The 19725-nt window shown below is 60.2% G+C and carries 19 protein-coding genes; 15 read left to right on the top strand and 4 right to left on the bottom strand.

What is annotated here, in order from left to right; genetic code table 11:
- Positions 1–18: 18 nt before the first annotated feature.
- Entirely contained in the window at positions 19–2424 is a 2406-nt protein-coding gene (ftsK, locus tag Q8Q83_RS09490; protein ID WP_305623169.1) for a DNA translocase FtsK, read from the bottom strand.
- Positions 2425–2655: 231 nt separating this feature from the next.
- Here ftsK and trxB point away from each other — a divergent pair, with 231 nt between their 5' ends.
- From trxB to infA, 4 genes are all read left to right on the top strand, one after another.
- Entirely contained in the window at positions 2656–3609 is a 954-nt protein-coding gene (gene trxB, locus Q8Q83_RS09495) for a thioredoxin-disulfide reductase (RefSeq protein WP_305623170.1), read from the top strand.
- 59 nt (positions 3610–3668) lie between these two features.
- Complete coding sequence (gene aat, locus Q8Q83_RS09500) at positions 3669–4349, top strand: leucyl/phenylalanyl-tRNA--protein transferase (protein WP_305623172.1); 681 nt, start codon at positions 3669–3671, stop codon at positions 4347–4349.
- Positions 4350–4404: 55 nt separating this feature from the next.
- Positions 4405–5112: an arginyltransferase gene (locus Q8Q83_RS09505; RefSeq protein WP_305623174.1), complete on the top strand. Its 708-nt coding sequence runs from the start codon at positions 4405–4407 to the stop codon at positions 5110–5112.
- A 100-nt stretch (positions 5113–5212) separates the two neighbouring features.
- Complete coding sequence (infA, locus tag Q8Q83_RS09510; RefSeq protein WP_002553999.1) at positions 5213–5431, top strand: translation initiation factor IF-1; 219 nt, start codon at positions 5213–5215, stop codon at positions 5429–5431.
- Positions 5432–5540: 109 nt separating this feature from the next.
- Here infA and clpA read toward each other — a convergent pair whose 3' ends face one another.
- Positions 5541–7811, bottom strand: coding sequence for an ATP-dependent Clp protease ATP-binding subunit ClpA (gene clpA / locus Q8Q83_RS09515; protein WP_305623176.1), 2271 nt, complete (start codon positions 7809–7811; stop codon positions 5541–5543).
- Between the two features lie 29 nt (positions 7812–7840).
- Positions 7841–8203 carry an ATP-dependent Clp protease adapter ClpS gene (clpS, locus tag Q8Q83_RS09520; RefSeq protein WP_305623177.1) on the bottom strand — a complete coding sequence of 121 codons (363 nt, stop codon included), beginning with the start codon at positions 8201–8203 and terminating at the stop codon, positions 7841–7843.
- 225 nt (positions 8204–8428) lie between these two features.
- Here clpS and cspD point away from each other — a divergent pair, with 225 nt between their 5' ends.
- The gene (gene cspD, locus Q8Q83_RS09525; RefSeq protein WP_305623179.1) at positions 8429–8692 is read left to right on the top strand and encodes a cold shock domain-containing protein CspD; all 264 of its coding nucleotides are present in this window, start codon (positions 8429–8431) and stop codon (positions 8690–8692) included.
- A 71-nt stretch (positions 8693–8763) separates the two neighbouring features.
- Here cspD and icd read toward each other — a convergent pair whose 3' ends face one another.
- The gene (icd, locus tag Q8Q83_RS09530) at positions 8764–10020 is read right to left on the bottom strand and encodes an NADP-dependent isocitrate dehydrogenase (RefSeq protein WP_305623180.1); all 1257 of its coding nucleotides are present in this window, start codon (positions 10018–10020) and stop codon (positions 8764–8766) included.
- A 324-nt stretch (positions 10021–10344) separates the two neighbouring features.
- Here icd and Q8Q83_RS09535 point away from each other — a divergent pair, with 324 nt between their 5' ends.
- The 10 genes from Q8Q83_RS09535 to Q8Q83_RS09580 form a co-directional block, all read left to right on the top strand.
- The gene (locus Q8Q83_RS09535; RefSeq protein ID WP_305623182.1) at positions 10345–10785 is read left to right on the top strand and encodes an NUDIX hydrolase; all 441 of its coding nucleotides are present in this window, start codon (positions 10345–10347) and stop codon (positions 10783–10785) included.
- A gap of 60 nt (positions 10786–10845) precedes the next feature.
- Positions 10846–11964, top strand: coding sequence for a tRNA 2-thiouridine(34) synthase MnmA (gene mnmA / locus Q8Q83_RS09540; RefSeq protein WP_305623183.1), 1119 nt, complete (start codon positions 10846–10848; stop codon positions 11962–11964).
- Complete coding sequence (hflD, locus tag Q8Q83_RS09545) at positions 11961–12581, top strand: high frequency lysogenization protein HflD (protein ID WP_305623184.1); 621 nt, start codon at positions 11961–11963, stop codon at positions 12579–12581. Before mnmA ends, hflD begins: the two co-directional genes overlap by 4 nt.
- A gap of 3 nt (positions 12582–12584) precedes the next feature.
- A complete protein-coding gene (locus Q8Q83_RS09550; RefSeq protein ID WP_305623186.1) occupies positions 12585–13439 on the top strand; it encodes a DMT family transporter in 855 nt (284 codons plus the stop codon).
- 86 nt (positions 13440–13525) lie between these two features.
- Positions 13526–14896, top strand: coding sequence for an adenylosuccinate lyase (gene purB / locus Q8Q83_RS09555; RefSeq protein WP_305623188.1), 1371 nt, complete (start codon positions 13526–13528; stop codon positions 14894–14896).
- A 77-nt stretch (positions 14897–14973) separates the two neighbouring features.
- Complete coding sequence (locus tag Q8Q83_RS09560) at positions 14974–16140, top strand: cupin domain-containing protein (RefSeq protein ID WP_305623190.1); 1167 nt, start codon at positions 14974–14976, stop codon at positions 16138–16140.
- On the top strand, positions 16133–16558 hold the full coding sequence (locus Q8Q83_RS09565) for a GNAT family N-acetyltransferase (RefSeq protein WP_305623191.1): 426 nt from the start codon (positions 16133–16135) through the stop codon (positions 16556–16558). Before Q8Q83_RS09560 ends, Q8Q83_RS09565 begins: the two co-directional genes overlap by 8 nt.
- A gap of 8 nt (positions 16559–16566) precedes the next feature.
- A complete protein-coding gene (locus Q8Q83_RS09570; protein ID WP_305623193.1) occupies positions 16567–17208 on the top strand; it encodes a histone acetyltransferase HPA2 in 642 nt (213 codons plus the stop codon).
- Positions 17205–18014 (top strand): secretin N-terminal domain-containing protein, encoded by an 810-nt coding sequence (locus tag Q8Q83_RS09575; RefSeq protein ID WP_305623195.1) that lies wholly within the window; start codon positions 17205–17207, stop codon positions 18012–18014. The genes Q8Q83_RS09570 and Q8Q83_RS09575 overlap by 4 nt, the downstream gene beginning before the upstream one ends.
- Positions 18015–18519: 505 nt before the next feature.
- Positions 18520–19725 (top strand): isocitrate lyase (locus Q8Q83_RS09580; protein ID WP_305623196.1); only part of this gene is annotated, 1206 nt, incomplete at its 3' end.

Consider the following 19725-nt stretch of genomic DNA (forward strand, 5'->3'; position numbering starts at 1 on the left):
ATGGATGGGGCTAAAGCGTTAATCGCGAATCGGGCTAGGTGCTATGACCTCACGGGAGCCGTTGGTGTTCATCGAGGTCACCACGCCGGCCATCTCCATGGCTTCGATCATTCGCGCGGCGCGGTTGTAGCCGATCTTCAGCTTGCGCTGTACCGCGGAAATAGACGCACGGCGGCTTTCCAGCACGAAATTGACCGCCTCATCGTAGAGTGGATCTGCTTCGCTGCCTTCGCCGCCACCTTCGCCGCTACTGCCGTCGAAACCGCTGCCGGCCTCTTCGACGCCGGCCAGGATGTCTTCGATGTAATCGGGGCTGCCACGTTGCTTCCAGGCCTCGACCACGCGGTGCACTTCCTCATCGGAAACGAAAGCGCCGTGTACGCGGATCGGCAGGCCGGTGCCCGGCGGCATATAGAGCATGTCGCCGTGGCCGAGCAGCTGTTCGGCGCCGCCCTGATCGAGGATGGTGCGCGAGTCGATCTTGCTCGATACCTGGAAGGCCATGCGGGTCGGGATGTTGGCCTTGATCAGGCCGGTGATCACATCCACCGACGGCCGCTGGGTCGCCAGAATCAGGTGAATCCCCGCGGCCCGGGCCTTCTGGGCGATACGAGCGATCAGCTCTTCGACCTTCTTGCCGACAATCATCATCATGTCGGCGAATTCGTCGACCACCACCACTATGGTCGGCAGGGTTTTCAGCAGCGGCGCCTCATCGTGCATGCTTTCGCGTTTGTACAGCGGGTCGGCCAGCGGCTCGCCGGCTTCCTCGGCATCCTTGACCTTGCGGTTGAAGCCGGCCAGGTTGCGCACGCCCATCTTCGACATCAGCTTGTAGCGCCGCTCCATCTCGGCGACCGACCAGCGCAGGGCGTTGGCGGCCTCCTTCATATCGGTCACCACCGGACACAGCAGGTGCGGAATGCCTTCGTAGATCGACAGTTCGAGCATTTTCGGGTCGATCATGATCAAGCGCGCCTCTTCCGGCGTGGACTTGAACAGGATCGACAGAATCATCGCGTTGACCCCCACCGACTTACCGGAGCCAGTGGTACCAGCCACCAACAGGTGCGGCATGCGCGCCAGGTCGGTAATCACCGGCTTGCCGCCGATGTCGTGGCCCAGGGCCAGGGTTACCGGCGACTTGGCCTCATCGTACTCGGGGGACGACAGCACCTCGGAGAAGCGCACTATCTGCCGGTCTTCGTTGGGAATCTCGATACCCACAGTGGTCTTGCCCGGAATCACTTCCACCACCCGCACGCTGATCACCGCCAACGAGCGCGCCAAATCCTTGGCCAGGTTGGAGATACGGCTGACCTTCACCCCGGCCGCCGGCTGAATCTCGAAACGGGTAATTACCGGGCCCGGGTGCACGGACTCGACTATGACTTCGACGCCAAACTCCTTGAGTTTGATCTCCAGCAGCCGCGACATGGCTTCCAGGGACTCAGGCGAGTACTTCTTCTGGACCTTTTCCGCCACATCGAGAATCGAAATAGGCGGCAGGCTGCCGGCCAGGGCGCTGTCTTCGAACAGGGTAACCTGCTTCTCCTTGAGCACCCGCTTGCTCGGCTCGGGCGCTTTCGGCACGGCCGGCGGCGTGATGACCGGCGCCGGACGATTGGCGCGCTCGCTCATATGCTTGCTCAGCGCTTCTTCGCGCTCGATCAGGCGTTCTTTGACTTTGGCCTGCTCGCGGCGGTCGAGGACTATAGGTGCGGACACCTCGGTGACGCGCTCATCGACCTCACGCAGCTGCGCAACCAGCTGCTTGCGCTCAACCCGGGCATTCCACCAGCGATTGCTAAGACTCTGGATCAGCTCGAACAGGTCCAGGGTGATCTTGCCGGTCAGGTCCATCACCTTGAACCAGGAAAGATCGGTGAATACCGTCAAACCGAAGAGAAACAGGGCGATAAACAGCAAGGTGCTGCCCTGCACGTTCAACGCATTGACGGCCAGCTGGCCGAGACTCTCGCCCAGTGCGCCACCGGCAGACGCCGGCATGCTGGAACTGGCATGGAAATGGATATTCGCCAGGGTGGCGCCGGATAGCACCAGAAACACCAGACCGATCAGGCGCCAGGAGAACAGCCAGCCACTCCACTGCCACGGCTGATGGCGGGCGCGGAACACCTGAAGCGTCTTGACCCCCAGCAGTAGCGGGAACAGATAGGCGAAATAGCCCAAGGCCATAAACAGGATGTCGGCGAACCAGGCACCGGCGCGCCCGGCGGCATTCTGCACCTGCTCGACATTGCTGGTATGGGTCCAGCCGGGATCGGCCGCGTCATACGTCAGCAGGGCCATCCACAGGTAAAGGCAGAGAGCCCCCAGACCTATCAGCGCCCCTTCCTTGAGTCGGTAAGGCAATTGCTGACGCCAGATGGGGGCTTGCGCGGTTGGGCTAGAGTTCTTCAAAACGCATCTGTTCCTGCGCCAAGGGCGCCGAATAATTGGTTAACGGCAGAATATGCGGCGATTGTACGGCTTTAGCCGCTGCGCGCCAGGTCAACGAGCAAGCGCACAGAGGCTGCGGCGCTCGACTCCCGCTCATCCCCTGCTTCGGTGTAGCATATCCGCCAACATCTTCCGTGCGGCTCAATTGGAGCATGCATTCTCTTTTGTGACAAAGGCTTATGAGGTGTTTTTATGAGCGAAGTCAAGCATTCACGCCTGATCATCCTGGGCTCCGGCCCTGCCGGTTATAGCGCCGCGGTCTATGCCGCCCGCGCCAATCTCAAGCCCCTGATGATCACCGGCATCCAGCCCGGCGGCCAGCTCACCACCACCATCGAGGTGGACAACTGGCCAGGTGATATCGAAGGCCTGACCGGCCCGGTGCTGATGGATCGCATGCAGAAGCACGCCGAACGCTTCGACACCGAGATCGTCTACGACCATATCCATACCGCCGAGTTGCAGCAGCGCCCCTTTATCCTCAAGGGCGACAGCGGCACCTATAGCTGCGACGCCTTGATTATCGCCACAGGCGCCTCCGCCCAGTACCTGGGCCTGCCCTCGGAAGAAGCCTTTGCCGGCAAGGGCGTATCGGCCTGCGCCACCTGCGACGGCTTTTTCTATCGCAATCAGGTGGTCGCCGTGATAGGTGGCGGCAACACCGCCGTTGAAGAAGCTCTGTATCTGTCCAATATCGCCAAGGAAGTGCATCTGGTTCACCGCCGCGACAAGCTGCGCTCGGAGAAAATCCTGCAGGACAAGCTGTTTGAAAAAGCCGCCAACGGCAATATCCGCCTGCACTGGAACCAGAGCCTGGACGAAGTACTGGGCGATGCCAGCGGAGTAACCGGTGCGCGCCTGAAAGACACGCAGACGGGCGCGACCAAGGACCTGCCGCTGACCGGCGTGTTTATCGCTATCGGCCATAAACCCAATACCGACCTGTTCCAGGGCCAGCTGGAAATGCGCGATGGTTATCTGCTGATCAAAGGCGGCAGCGAAGGCAATGCCACCGCGACCAGCATCGAGGGCGTATTCGCCGCCGGCGACGTCGCCGACCATGTCTACCGCCAGGCCATCACCTCGGCAGGCGCGGGCTGCATGGCCGCCTTGGATGTCGAGAAGTTCCTCGACATCGGCCACTGAGCCCGGCAGGTGGGCGTCTAGCGCCCACCTCTGCTCCACCCTCTCGGTCCTAACCCAGCATGCTGACCTGGCTACAGCGCGATTCCCTGGACTTCCCCCCTCTCGACAAAGCTCTGCGCGAGCCCAACGGCCTGCTCGCAGCCGGCGGTGACCTGAGCGCCGAACGCTTGATCCAGGCCTACCGCCACGGCTGCTTCCCCTGGTTTCAGGATGGCCAGCCGATCCTCTGGTGGTCACCAGACCCGCGCACCGTGCTGTTACCCGACGAACTGCATATCTCCCGCAGCCTGAGCAAAGTGCTGCGCCAAGGGCGCTACCGAGTGACCTTCGACCAGGCCTTCGCTGCTGTCATCCAGGCCTGCGCCGAACCGCGCAGCTACGCCGCGGACACCTGGATCACCACGCCGATGCAGACCGCCTATCTGGAGCTGCATAGACGCGGCATCGCCCACTCGATCGAGGTCTGGCACGAGGGGAAATTGGTTGGCGGGCTCTATGGACTGGCCATGGGCCAAGTGTTTTTCGGCGAATCGATGTTCAGCCGCGCCGACAACGCCTCCAAAGTGGGTTTCGTCACCCTGGTGCAGCACTTGCAAGCCTGGGGCTTCGTGCTGATCGACTGCCAGATGCCGACCCAACACCTGCACAGCTTTGGCGCCCGGGCCATTGCTCGCGAACAGTTCGCCACCTTCCTGAGCCGTCATCTGGATCAAGCCAACCATGCTGATTGGCTTGCCTAGGCGAGTTTGCTGGCCTGGCATACACTTGATTGAAGACTGATCCCGAGAGTCGATCATGACCGAGCTGGCCCGCCTGAAGTTTTATGCCACTCAACCCCATCCTTGCAGCTATCTGCCTGAGGAACAGGCCACCACCCTGTTCCTCGACCCCAGCCAGCCGATGGATGCGCAGGTGTACGCCGAGCTTTCGGAAATGGGTTTCCGTCGCAGCGGCGAACACCTTTATCGCCCGCACTGCCAACGCTGCACCGCCTGCGTGCCGGCCCGCATCCCGGCCGCGCAATTCAGCCCCAATCGCCAACAACGACGGATTATCAAGCGCAACCTGGATATCCAGGTACGCCCGGTCCGCCCGGCATTTACCGAAGAGTATTACGCGCTCTACGTGCGTTATATCGAGCAACGCCACGCCGATGGCGACATGTACCCGCCCAGCCGCGAGCAATTCTCGACCTTTCTCGTGCGCGACCTGGTTTTTTCACGCTTTTATGAGTTCCGCCAAGACGGACGCTTACTGGCCATAGCCGTCACCGACGTGCTGCCCAATGGCCTTTCGGCGGTCTACACCTTCTACGACCCCAACGAAGAAAGGCGCAGCCTCGGCCGTTTCGCCATTCTCTGGCAAATCGCCGAAGCCGCACGCTTGGGCCTGCATGCCGTCTATCTCGGCTACTGGATCAAGAACTGCCGCAAGATGAGTTACAAGACCCAATACCGGCCGATTGAGCTCTTCGTGAATCAGCGCTGGGTCAGCCTTGACTGAAGCCCTTGGCGCAAACCCCAATTTTCGGGCACAATGCACGCCGCTTTTGCCTGGCGCCAGTTGCACCGGGCCATTCATTGGATACCGAGGGCTTTACTGCATGTCGAAAGAAGACAGCTTCGAAATGGAAGGCACTGTCGTCGACACCCTGCCCAACACCATGTTCCGTGTGGAGTTGGAAAATGGGCACGTCGTTACCGCGCACATCTCCGGAAAGATGCGCAAAAACTACATCCGCATTCTGACTGGCGATAAGGTTCGCGTTGAACTTACGCCTTATGACTTGAGCAAGGGTCGCATCACTTACCGCGCCCGTTAACAGGCTACGGAGAACCCCGCTCTCTGATACCTGTCATGCCAAGCACCAGTAAAAACGCCCGGCATTGCCGGGCGTTTTTGTCGGTGCGGTAAAACTACGGCAAGAAAAGCTAGGCCATTTCCGCAGTGGTTTCGTACTCGAAGCTCGGCTCGCCATTGTCGATATCGATATGCACCACGCCGCCATGCTCGGACAATTCGCCAAACAGAATCTCTTCCGCCAGCGGACGCTTGATCTTGTCCTGAATCAAGCGCGCCATCGGCCGAGCCCCCATCTGCACGTCGTAGCCCTTTTCCGCCAGCCAGCTGCGCGCCGCATCACTGACCTCAAGCATGACGCGCTTGTCCTCAAGTTGCGCCTGCAACTCGGTGAGGAACTTGTCGACGATGCTTTTGATCACTTCGTGACTCAGGCGACCAAACTGGATGATGGTGTCCAGGCGGTTGCGGAACTCCGGCGAGAAGCTCTTCTTGATCACTTCCATGGCATCGGATGAGTGGTCCTGATGAGTGAAGCCGATAGAGGCCCGCGCAGCAGTTTCCGCACCGGCGTTGGTGGTCATGATCACAATCACATTGCGGAAGTCCGCCTTGCGCCCGTTGTTATCGGTCAGGGCACCGTGGTCCATCACCTGCAACAGCAGGTTGAAGACTTCCGGATGGGCCTTCTCGATTTCATCGAGCAGCAACACGCAATGCGGCGTCTTGGTGATGGCTTCAGTCAGCAGACCGCCCTGATCGAAACCGACATAGCCTGGAGGCGCCCCGATCAAGCGCGAGACGGTATGGCGCTCCATATATTCGGACATGTCGAAGCGCACCAATTCCACGCCCAGCGCTTTGGCCAACTGCCGCGCCGCCTCGGTTTTGCCCACCCCGGTGGGGCCGGCAAACAGGAAGGAGCCCACCGGCTTGTCGGGTGCCTTGAGGCCGGCCCGCGACAACTTGATGGCAGTCGACAGCGAGTCGATCGCCGCATCCTGACCAAATATCGTGAGCTTCAGGTCGCGCTCGAGGTTGCGCAGCAGCTCTTTATCCGAACTGCTGACATGCTTAGGCGGAATTCGGGCGATTTTCGCCACTATGTCCTCGACCTGAGCCACATCGATACGAGCCAAGCGTTTTTCCACCGGCTGCAGACGCTGGTAGGCACCCGCCTCATCGATTACATCGATGGCCTTGTCCGGCATATGCCTGTCGTTGATATAGCGCGAGGCCAACTCGGCCGCCGCGCGCAGCGCCTCATCGCTGTACTCGATGCTGTGATGCTGTTCAAAGCGCCCCTTCAGGCCGCGCAGGATGCCAATGGTGTCCTCGATCGAGGGTTCCACCACATCGACTTTCTGGAAGCGCCGCGCCAAGGCGCGATCCTTCTCGAAAATGCCGCGAAACTCCTGGAAGGTGGTAGAGCCGATGCAACGAATCTCACCCGACGACAGCATCGGCTTGAGCAAGTTGGAGGCATCCATCACCCCGCCGGAAGCGGCACCGGCGCCGATAATGGTGTGAATTTCGTCAATAAACAGAATGGCATGAGGCCGCCTGCGCAGCTCGTTGAGCAACGCCTTGAGGCGTTTCTCGAAGTCGCCGCGGTACTTGGTACCCGCCAGCAGTGCCCCCAGATCCAGCGAATAGACCACGCTAGTGGCCAGCAGATCCGGCACCTGATTATCCACAATGCGCTTGGCCAGGCCTTCGGCAATAGCGGTCTTACCGACGCCGGCCTCGCCGACCAACAACGGATTGTTCTTGCGCCGCCGTGCGAGAATCTGCGCGACCCGTTCGACTTCCAACTCACGACCTACCAGTGGGTCGATACGCCCCTGACGAGCCAGGTCGTTGAGGTTACTGGCATAGGCATCCAGCGGATTGCTGGAACTGGAGGACTCACCGCCCTCGTCATCCTGCATTTCCTGCTCGGTTTCCGAGTGGCCACCATGCCCCGGCACCTTGGAGATGCCGTGAGCAATGAAGTTGACCACGTCGATGCGCGCGACACTCTGCTGCTTGAGCAGAAATACGGCCTGGCTTTCCTGCTCACTGAATATGGCCACCAGCACGTTGGCGCCAGTGACTTCGCGCTTGCCAGAGCTTTGCACGTGGAATACCGCACGCTGCAGTACCCGCTGAAAACCCAAGGTTGGCTGAGTTTCGCGCTCTTCATCGTGCTGTGGAATCAATGGCGTGGTTGAGTCGATAAACTCCTGCAGATCGTGCCGCAGCTTATCGAGGTTGGCACCGCAGGCGCGCAATACGCTAGCAGCAGCCTCATTATCCAGTAGCGCCAGCAGGAGGTGCTCAACCGTCATAAATTCATGACGCTTGGTGCGAGCCTCCTTGAAGGCCAGATTGAGGGTGACTTCGAGCTCTCGATTTAACATGGCTTCACCTCATGCCCAAGCGGCCGGCGTTAACCGTCCTTCTCTATTTCACAGAGTAGCGGATGCTGGCTCTCTCTCGCATATTGATTCACCTGCATAGCCTTGGTTTCAGCAATATCGCGGGTAAACACTCCACACACTGCCCGCCCCTCTGTATGGACGGCCAGCATGATCTTGGTCGCCAGCTCTCGATTCAGATTGAAAAACACCTCGAGCACCTCGACCACAAAATCCATGGGCGTGTAGTCATCATTAAATAAGACCACCTTATACATAGGAGGCGCCTGCAGTGCCGGCTTGGATTCCTGAACGGCTAGACCGAAGGAATCGTCCTCATGCTCTGCGGGGCGATCCTGATTAAATGTTAGTCGAATCTGGCTACTTGCATGCATGGTGAATAGGGTTCGTTGGTGGGCGAATAGGAGATGCTAGACAGAGTTTGAACGGCTTCTCAGCCAGTTGCAGCATTGCCTTGACTATCGACAAAACAGTGTTACAAACAATAAATACCCTGTCATGGGTGTAAGGGGTTCCCCTCACTGGCCTCGGGCCGGGAATGAGTGGAACTGAAGTGGATGATACTCCAGTGATGGAGTCCTTTGCAGAGGGATATCAGCATGGTTAGCGGTAAGGTCAAGTGGTTCAACAACGCCAAAGGCTACGGATTTATTCTGGCCGACGGTCGAGATGAGGACCTGTTCGCCCACTACTCGGCGATCCAGATGGACGGCTATAAAACGCTGAAAGCCGGTCAGCCAGTAAGCTTCGATATTATTCAAGGTCCTAAAGGACTCCACGCCGTGAATATCTGCGCGGTTAGCGCCACCAGCGACACCCCGACTGCGAGCAAGCAGCCACAAGGCACGACGGTTGAAGTCTGACTATCCGGGCAATTAATCGCCCACAAAAAAGGCCGGTCAATTGACCGGCCTTTCTTTTAGCGCTGCTCAGCTCACATGTGAGAGATCAGAGCATCGCCAAACGCCGAGCAAGACAGCAGCTTGGCGCCGTCCATCAGACGCTCGAAGTCATAGGTCACTGTCTTGGCCGAGATTGCGCCGTTGGTGCCTTTGATAATCAAGTCAGCCGCTTCGGTCCAACCCATGTGGCGCAGCATCATTTCCGCGGAGAGGATCAGCGAACCTGGGTTCACTTGGTCCTTGCCGGCGTACTTAGGCGCGGTGCCGTGGGTGGCTTCGAACATGGCAACGGTGTCGGACAGGTTGGCGCCCGGAGCGATACCGATACCACCCACCTCGGCCGCCAGGGCGTCGGACAGGTAGTCACCGTTGAGGTTCAGGGTGGCGATCACATCGTATTCGGCCGGACGCAGCAGGATTTGCTGCAGCATGGCGTCGGCGATGGCGTCTTTAACGATGACGTTCTTGCCGGTTTTCGGGTTCTTGAACTGCATCCAAGGACCGCCATCGAGCAGGGTGGCGCCGAACTCTTCAGCGGCAATCTCGTAGGCCCACTCTTTGAAGGCACCTTCGGTGAACTTCATGATGTTGCCTTTGTGCACTATGGTCAGCGAGTCGCGGTCGTTATCGACGACGTACTGCAGTGCCTTGCGCGCCAGGCGCTTGGTGCCTTCTTTGGATACCGGCTTGACGCCGATACCGCAATCCTGGTCGAAACGGATCTTGGTGACACCCATTTCTTCTTTGAGGAACTTGATGACCTTGTTGGCTTCAGGCGAACCGGCTTTCCACTCGATACCGGCATAAATATCTTCGGAATTCTCACGGAAGATAGTCATGTCGACGTCGCCCGGCTTCTTCACCGGGCTCGGCACGCCTTCGAACCAACGCACCGGGCGCAGGCAGACGTACAGGTCCAGTTGCTGGCGCAGGGCTACGTTGAGGGAGCGAATGCCACCACCGACCGGAGTGGTCAGCGGGCCTTTGATGGAAACGACGTAGTCTTTGACCGCGTCCAGAGTTTCCTGAGGCAACCAGGTGTCCTGGTCATAAACCTGAGTAGCTTTTTCGCCAGCGTAAACTTCCATCCAGGAGATCTTGCGCTCGCCGCCGTAGGCTTTCTTAACAGCAGCATCAACGACCTTGATCATGACCGGACTGATATCGACACCGATACCGTCACCTTCAATAAAAGGGATGATCGGGTTATTCGGTACGTTCAGGGATGTATCGGCATTAACGGTGATTTTGTCACCGGTTGCTGGCACCTGGATCTTTTGGTATCCCATGCTGGACTCCGTTGCTTTCGTGGTCTGACATTCAGCCGCGCAGATGGCACGCTGAATAGATCTTTTTTGGGTATCGGAAAGGCGACCTATTTTTGTAGTTTTTCTACAGAAAGTCACGCACTTTATCGACTGGAAGCAATGCTTACCCGCACTCTTGCCCGCATCTAGACAGTCACCGAGGACATCTTGTAGTCAAACTACAAGCACGCTACAAAGCGCTCCAAGTAAGCCGATTTCATCCTAGCAGCTCAATGATTAATTGCCCCGACTATCACCACAAGCTAAGACTGCGGTCATGCTTTGGCGCCTATTTAAGGATCCCCCATGCGTTTTACTCCCCATGTAACAGTCGCCACCGTAATCGAAGACCAGGGCCGGTTTCTCCTGGTCGAGGAAATGGCCGATGGCCGCGCCGTATTTAATCAGCCTGCCGGCCACTTGGAAGCCGACGAAAGTCTGATACAGGCTGCCGTGCGCGAAACGCTCGAGGAAACCGGTTGGGATGTCGAGCTGACAGGAGTCACCGGCATCTACCTGTATACCGCGCCCAGCAATGGCATCACCTACCAGCGCGTGTGCTTTGCCGCCAAGGCCCTACAGCAACGCCCCGCGCATCCGCTGGATGAGGGCATCATCGGCCCGCGCTGGCTAACCCGCGAGGAATTGGCCGCCCAACCGCAGCGCTGGCGCAGCGAGCTGGTACTGCGTTGCATCGATGACTATTTAAGTGGCATGAGCGCGCCCCTGAGCCTGATCCGCGATTAACAGCCAGCGGCATCGGCCTGTTAGAATCGCGTTCTCTTCACACCTGTGCCCAGTATCCTCATGCAAGAACCAACTGCTAAGCGCGTCATAGTCGGCATGTCCGGCGGCGTCGACTCCTCCGTTTCCGCCCTGCTGTTGCTCGAACAGGGTTATCGGGTCGAAGGCCTGTTTATGAAGAACTGGGACGAAGACGACGGCACCGAATACTGCACCGCCATGGACGATCTGGCCGACGCCCAGGCCGTGTGCGACAAAATCGGCATCAAGCTGCACACCGCCAACTTCGCCGCCGAGTACTGGGACAACGTGTTCGAGCACTTCCTGGCCGAGTACAAGGCCGGTCGCACGCCAAACCCGGACATCCTGTGCAACCGCGAGATCAAGTTCAAAGCCTTCCTCGACTACGCCCTGATGCTCGGCGCCGACCTGATTGCCACTGGCCACTATGTGCGCCGCCGTGATAGCGACGGCCGTACCGAACTGCTCAAGGGTCTGGACCCGAACAAGGACCAGAGCTACTTCCTGCATGCGGTCGGCGGCGAGCAGATCGCCAAGACCCTGTTCCCGGTTGGCGAGCTGGAAAAACCGGCGGTCCGCGCCATCGCCGAGAAATACGACCTGGCCACCGCCAAGAAGAAAGACTCCACCGGTATCTGCTTTATCGGCGAGCGGCGCTTCAGCGATTTCCTCAAGCAGTACCTCCCGGCTCAACCCGGCGATATCGAAACCACCGAGGGCGAAGTCATCGGCCGCCACCACGGCTTGATGTACCACACCATCGGCCAGCGCCAGGGCCTGGGCATCGGCGGCTTGAAAGATGCCAGCGACGAGCCTTGGTACGTGCTGCAAAAAGACCTGGAGCGCAACGTGCTGGTGGTCGGCCAAGGCAATGAACACCCCTGGTTGTTTTCCCGTGCCCTGCTTGCCTCGGAAATTTACTGGGTCAACCCCGTCGACCTGAGCGGCCCACGCCAGCTGGCCGCCAAGGTCCGTTACCGCCAAGGCGATCAAGCCTGCACCCTGGAGCAGACCGCCAGTGGCTACCGCGCGACCTTCGCCATGCCGCAACGCGCGGTGACTCCGGGTCAGTCGGTGGTGTTCTATGACGGCGAGGTGTGCCTCGGCGGCGGCGTGATCGAAACCGCCGAACCTTGGAGCAGCAAGGACCCGCGCCCATGAGCCCGATTCAAGAGCAACTGGTCGCCCTGGGCGCGGTCTTCGAAGCGGCGGTGCTGGTCGACAAACTGGCCCGCACCGGCCAAGTGGCCGAGCCTGCCGTGGCCTGCATGATTAACAGCCTGCTGGTACGCGACCCACAAAACACCCTCGAGGTGTACGGCGGCAACGACCTCAACCTGCGCGACGGCTACCGCGGCCTGGTCAGCGCCCTGGAGCGCGACCCGACCAGCCTGCAGCGCGACCCGCTGCGTTATACCTTGGCGCTGCTGTCCCTGGAGCGCCAGCTGAACAAACGCGACGACATGCTGCAAGTGATGGGCAGCCGCCTCGACCAGGTCCAACAGCAGGTCGAGCACTTCGGCCCCACCCATGACAACGTCATCGCCAATTGCGGCAGCCTGTATCAGGACACCATCAGCACCTTCCGTCAGCGTATCCAGGTACAAGGCGACGCACGCCATCTGCAGCAAGCCAACAATGCCGCGAAGATTCGCGCCCTGCTGCTCGCCGGTATCCGCTCGGCACGTTTGTGGCGACAACTGGGCGGCCATCGCTGGCAGCTGGTGTTCAGCCGCAGCAAGCTGCTCAAGGAACTCTACCCGCTGCTGCGTGGCTGACCAGTGAACACACGCCAGACGAAACCTCTACAGGGCGCCGCACTGCTGGCGCTGTCGGCGCTGCTGTTCGCCCTGATGGGCGTCGGCATTCGCGAGGTGTCCAGCAGCGTCAACAACGAGTCGGTGGTGTTCTTCCGCAACCTGGTGGGCGTGTTGTTCTTTTTACCGCTGATCGCGCTCAAGGGTTTGCGCCCGCTTAAAACGACCCGACTCAAATCCCATCTGTGGCGCACCACCTATGGCCTGGCGGCGATGTACTGCTTCTTCTATGCCATCGCCCACCTGCCCCTGGCCGACGCCATGCTGTTCACCTACTCGGCTCCGGTGTTTACGCCCGTCATCGCCTGGTGGTGGCTGAAAGAGCCCTTAAGCAAGCGCATGCTGATCACCACCGGTATCGGCTTGGTTGGCGTGCTACTGGTGGCCAAACCTTCTGCCGCCCTGCTCGACAGCCAGGCGCTGATCGGCATGGCGGCGAGCATTCTGGCCGCCTTCGCCTTCGTCTCGATTCGCGAGATGAGCGATACCGAGCCGGCCTTTCGCATCGTCTTCTACTTCTCGCTGTTCAGCATGTTGATCTCTGCGATACCCCTGGCCTGGGCCTGGCAGCCGATGGAGCACAGCGAACTCAAGCTGCTGCTGGTCATCGGCCTGCTGGCCACAGCCAGCCAGATCATCATGTCCAAGGCCTACGGCCTGGCCCCGCCGGGTTTGATCGGGCCCTTCGCCTACCTGGCGATTGTCTTCGCGGGCCTGATCGCCTGGCTGCGCTGGGGCGAAACCCCGGACCTGACTTCATCGATTGGCGCGGCGCTGATTTTCACCGCCAGCCTGCTGTCGATCGCGCGCCGCCGCTAAACGGCTGTAGGCAATCGCGGCCAGGCGCTCGATTTCATGTACAATACGCGCCCTTTTCAATGCCCGATTGTCCGAGAACGCCTCCCATGCAGCTCTCCTCGCTCACCGCGGTTTCCCCTGTCGATGGCCGCTATGCCGGCAAAACCAGCGCCCTGCGCTCGATTTTCAGCGAATACGGCCTGATCCGTTGCCGCGTCCTGGTTGAAGTGCGCTGGCTGCAGCGCCTGGCCGCTCACGAAGGCGTCACTGAAGTCGCGCCCTTCTCCGCCGAAGCCCAGACCATCCTCAACGAGCTGGCGGAGAATTTCGCCATCGAGCACGCCGAGCGCGTCAAAGAGATCGAGCGCACCACCAACCACGACGTCAAAGCCGTGGAGTACCTGCTCAAGGAACAAGCGGCCAAGCTGCCTGAGCTGGACAAGGTCAGTGAATTTATCCACTTCGCCTGCACCAGCGAAGACATCAACAACCTGTCCCACGCCCTGATGCTGCGCGAAGGCCGTGACAACGTGCTGCTGCCGCTGATGCGCCAGACCGCCGAAGCCATCCGTGAGCTGGCGGTGAAATTCGCCGATGTGCCGATGCTGTCGCGCACCCACGGCCAGCCGGCTTCGCCCACCACCCTGGGCAAGGAACTGGCCAACGTGGTCTATCGCCTGGAGCGGCAGATCGCGCAAGTGGCGGCTGTACCGCTGCTGGGCAAGATCAACGGCGCGGTGGGCAACTACAACGCCCACCTGTCGGCCTACCCGCAGATCGACTGGGAAGCCAATGCCCGCGCTTTCATCGAGGGCGACCTGGGCCTGCAGTTCAACCCCTACACCACCCAGATCGAGCCGCACGACTATATCGCCGAGCTGTTCGACGCCATCGCCCGCTTCAACACCATCCTGATCGACTTCGATCGCGATATCTGGGGCTATATCTCCCTGGGTTACTTCAAGCAGCGCACCATCGCCGGCGAAATCGGCTCCTCGACCATGCCGCACAAGGTCAACCCGATCGACTTCGAGAATTCCGAAGGCAACCTGGGTATTGCCAACGCGCTGTTCCAGCACCTGGCCAGCAAGCTGCCGATCTCCCGCTGGCAGCGCGACCTGACCGACTCCACCGTGCTGCGCAACCTCGGCGTCGGCTTCGCCCACAGCGTCATCGCCTACGAAGCCAGCCTCAAGGGCATCGGCAAGCTGGAGCTGAACGAAGCGCGAATCGCCGCCGATCTGGACGCCTGCTGGGAAGTGCTGGCCGAGCCGATCCAAACCGTGATGCGCCGTTACGCCATCGAGAACCCCTACGAGAAGCTCAAGGAGCTGACCCGCGGCAAGGGCATCAGCCCGCAAGCGCTACAGAGCTTTATCGACGGTCTGGAGATGCCGGCCGCCGCCAAAGCCGAACTCAAGTTGCTGACCCCAGCCAACTACATCGGCAACGCAGTGGCCCAGGCCAAGCGTATCTAAGCGGCAATAGCCCTCTGACGCCCGGCTATGCCGGGCGTTTTCTTTTTCAGGCTTTTATTTATTTCAAGGGCTTACCCATGAATCCTGATATTCCACTGCAACTGCTGGGCGGCCTTACCGCGCGCGAGTTCCTGCGTGACTACTGGCAGAAGAAACCCCTGCTGGTGCGCCAGGCCATTCCCGGCTTCGAGAGCCCGATCTCGCCGGACGAACTGGCCGGCCTGGCCCTGGAAGAAGAAATCGAGTCGCGCCTGGTCATCGAGCAGGGCGAACGCCCCTGGGAGCTGCGCCGCGGCCCGTTCGCCGAGGACGCCTTCGCGGCACTGCCGGAGCGCGACTGGACCCTGCTGGTGCAGGCCGTCGACCAGTTCGTGCCGGAAGTGGCCGAGCTGCTGGAACAGTTCAAGTTCCTGCCCAAGTGGCGCATCGACGACGTGATGATCAGCTTCGCCGCACCTGGCGGCGGGGTGGGTCCGCACTTCGATAATTACGACGTGTTTCTGCTGCAGGGCTTCGGCAAGCGCCGCTGGCAAATCGGCCAGATGTGCAACTCCGACAGCCCGCTGCTGGAGCATGCGGATCTGAAGATCCTGGCTGAATTCGCTCAAACTGAAGAATGGGTTCTGGAGCCCGGCGACATGCTCTATCTGCCGCCGCTCCTGGCCCACTGTGGTACCGCTGAGGATGAATGTATGACTTACTCCGTAGGCTTCCGGGCGCCAAGCGCCGCCGAAGTCCTGACCCATTTCACCGACTTCCTGGGCCAATTCCTGCCCGACGAGGAGCGCTACAGCGACGCCGGCGCACAGCCGACCGACGACCCCACGCAGATCCAGCGCGACGCCCTGGAGCGCCTGAAAGCCCTGCTCAACGAACATATGAGCGATGAACGCCTGCTGATGACCTGGTTCGGCCAGTTTATGACCGAGCCGCGCTACCCCGAGCTGATCGCCGGCATCGAGATCGACGAAGACATGTTCCTCGGCAGCCTGGAAGACGGTGCCGTGCTGATCCGCAACCCCAGCGCGCGCCTGGCCTGGTCGGAAGTCGGCGCAGACCTGGTGCTGTTCGCCAGCGGCCAGAGCCGTTTGCTCTCGGCCAGCCTGCGCGAGCTGCTGAAGCTGATCTGCGCCGCCGACGCCCTGCATATCGACAACCTCGGCCCGTGGCTCGCCGCTGACGAAGGGCGTAACCTGTTGGTGGAACTGGTCAAACAAGGCAGCTTGGAGTTTGCTGATGAGTGAGATTCACGTCCGCCTGGCCGATTGGCAGAAGGACAACGCCGATCTGCGACGCATTCGCGAAACCGTGTTTATCGCCGAGCAAGCGGTGCCGCCTGAGCTCGAATGGGACGCGGAAGATACCGACGCCGTGCACTTTCTCGCCTGTGAAGGTGATTACTCCATAGGCACCGCGCGCTTGCTGCCCGACGGTCATATCGGCCGCGTCTCGGTGCTCAAGGACTGGCGCGGCCTCAACGTGGGGGTGGCACTGATCAAGGCGGTGATTGCCGAAGCGGAAAAGCGCGGACTGACGCAACAAATGCTCAGCGCTCAGGTGCATGCCAGCGCTTTCTATGAAAAGCTCGGCTTTGCCATCGTCAGCGGTGAATACCTGGACGCCGGCATCCCCCATGTGGATATGGTGCGTCATAGCGCCTAGAGGCTGACATGCACGACGACAACGCCCCGCCCGACCCGATCGAGAGCCTTGAGCCCATAGAGCTTCCCGCCATCGAGTTTGAGTCGCCGGGGCGTTTTACCGTGCATAACCCAGCCAGTTTGCCAAGCGACGGCCCGCGCGCCGAACCGGCACCCTTTATTCTCGGTACGCATCAGACACTGGAGCGTTTCAGTCAGCCCGATGAAGCCCGCGCCCATGCCCTCGCCCTGCTGCAACAAGCCCAGCACAGCCTGTGCATCTACAGCCATGACCTGGAACCCTGGCTGTATCACCACAGCAGCGTGCAGGAAGCCTGTACACGCTTTCTCCTGGCCAGCCCGAGAAACCAACTGCGCATCCTGCTCAGGGACGCCAGCCGGGCGGTAAAGGAAGGTCACCGCCTGCTCAGCCTCTCCCGCCGCCTGCCCTCCAACCTGCATATCCGCAAATTGCACCCGGACTACCCCAGCGAAGAACTGGCGTTTCTGCTTGCCGATGACCAGGGCCTGCTGTTGCTCCCTGAACTCGGCCAGTTCGCCGGTTATGCGCTGTATCAGGACCCCGCCCGCACCCGCCTGCGCCGCACCCAGTTCGACCAGGCCTGGGACACCAGCATCACCGACGCCGACCTACGGAGTTTTCTGTTATGAAAGTTCGTGCACTACTTAGCGCCGCCCTGCTCAGCTGCAGCCTGTCCCTCAGCGCGGCGACCGAGGTCCTGCCGCTCAGCTACCGCACCGCCGACGAGGTACTGAGCGTGGTGCAATCGGTATTGGGCAGCGAGGGCCGCGTCAGCGCTTATGGTAACCAGCTGATAGTCGATGCCTCCCCCGCCAAGATCGACGAAGTCCGTAGCCTGCTCATGCAACTGGATACAGCGCCGCGGCGCCTGCTGATCAGCGTCGACAGCAGCGAATCCAGCTACCAGACCGACCGCGGCTATAGCGCCGATGGCAGCTTCAGCACCGGCGATGCCGAGGTGCAGATCGGCCAGGGTGAAATCAACGGCCGCGACCAGGTGCGCATCATCCGCCGCAGCACCGACAGCCGGGGCGGCGGCACCCAACAGGTGCAGGCGACCGAAGGCTACCCGGCATTGATTCAAGTCGGCCAGAGCGTGCCGCTGACCAGCCAGGGCCTCGATCCCTATGGCCAGCCCTACAGCAACACCCAATACCGCAATGTCACCCGCGGTTTCTATGTCACCGCCAGCCTCAGCGGCGAACTGGTGCATATCAGCATCAGCAGCAACCGCGACCGCCTGAGCCAGTCACAGCCGGGCGCTATCGATGTGCAGAGCACCGACACCCGGGTCAGCGGTCGCCTCGGCGAGTGGATCAGCATCGGCGGCGTCAGCGAGCAGAGCCAGGCCGACCAGGGCGATTTCCTGCAGCAACGCTCGACCCAGGGCCGTGAAGATATGCAGCTACGGGTCAAGGTCGAAGTGGTGGATTGAGACCGGGCCAAAGCTGACTCACCGGTCGCTTTTTGGTTTATGTAGTAGTCATTGAAAAAGCACTACAAAATTATTGACGAACACTTTTGGCAGAGGCATCATGACCCCGCTCCCGCTAATCAGAGGTTCCGTTAAGGGCCTCCGAATCGCGCTCTAACTTACCGTCCGAGCCGATTTGCGTTGTAAAGCCCACAAGGCCGTCCGATGAGATTGCGACTGGAACGAAGTTGTCCTGAGGGACGGGGAAGCGTTTAGCAACAGCCCGCATAAAGCGCAGCAAGTTGAGTCGTCCAACGGCATCTTTGATCCGGTAAACGCCAAATGACCCGGTCATTTGCAGCAGCTGCAGCCAGCGAACTGTTGAGCTCGTCACCCTCCTCCCGGATCAATTCCGTCTCAAGTCGACTTCTCGGCGTTCTGCAGTGAGCTACAACAACCTCCAGCAACACAGGTGTTCAGCGGGGAAGTCGGTGCTCAACCAAACACATACTTTGAAGGATTGACCATGTCAGCTTATCAAAACGACATCAAAGCCGTTGCCGCAGTCAAAGAAGCCGCAGGCAGCAGCTGGAGCGCTATCAACCCTGAGTCCGTGGCTCGCATGCGCACCCAGAACCGCTTCAAGACCGGCCTGGAAATCGCTCAGTACACCGCCGACATCATGCGCAAAGACATGGCCGAGTACGATGCTGACTCCTCCGTATACACCCAGTCGCTGGGTTGCTGGCACGGCTTCATCGGTCAGCAGAAGCTGATTTCGATCAAGAAGCACCTGAAGACCACCAACAAGCGCTACCTGTACCTGTCCGGCTGGATGGTTGCTGCTCTGCGTTCGGATTTCGGTCCGCTGCCGGACCAGTCCATGCACGAGAAAACTTCGGTTTCCGGCCTGATCGAAGAGCTGTACACCTTCCTGCGCCAAGCCGACGCCCGTGAACTGGACCTGCTGTTCACCGCTCTGGACGCTGCCCGCGCCGCTGGCGACAACGCCAAGGCTGCTGACATTCAGAACCAGATCGACAACTACGAAACCCACGTAGTACCAATCATCGCCGACATCGACGCTGGCTTCGGTAACCCGGAAGCCACCTACCTGCTGGCCAAGCGCATGATCGAAGCAGGCGCTTGCTGCATCCAGATCGAAAACCAGGTTTCCGATGAGAAGCAGTGCGGTCACCAAGACGGCAAAGTCACCGTTCCACACGCTGACTTCCTGGCCAAGATCAACGCTGTTCGCTACGCCTTCCTGGAACTGGGTATCGACAACGGCGTGATCGTTGCTCGTACCGACTCCCTGGGTGCCGGCCTGACCAAGCAGATCGCCGTGACCAACCAGCCGGGCGACCTGGGCGACCAGTACAACGCCTTCCTGGATTGCGAAGAAGTCTCCGCTGCCGACCTGAACAACGGCGACGTAGTACTGAATCGCGAAGGCAAGCTGCTGCGTCCTAAGCGCCTGCCGTCCAACCTGTTCCAGTTCCGTGCTGGCACCGGTGAAGCGCGCTGCATACTGGACTGCATCACCTCGCTGCAGAACGGTGCCGACCTGCTGTGGATCGAAACCGAGAAGCCACACGTTGGTCAGATCGCCGCCATGGTTAACGAGATCCGCAAAGTGATCCCGAACGCCAAGCTGGTCTACAACAACAGCCCGTCCTTCAACTGGACCCTGAACTTCCGTCAGCAGATGTTCGACATCATGGTCGGCGAA

Origin of the sequence: Pseudomonas sp., from assembly GCF_030696055.1 — a bacterium.
Lineage (GTDB): Bacteria > Pseudomonadota > Gammaproteobacteria > Pseudomonadales > Pseudomonadaceae > Aquipseudomonas.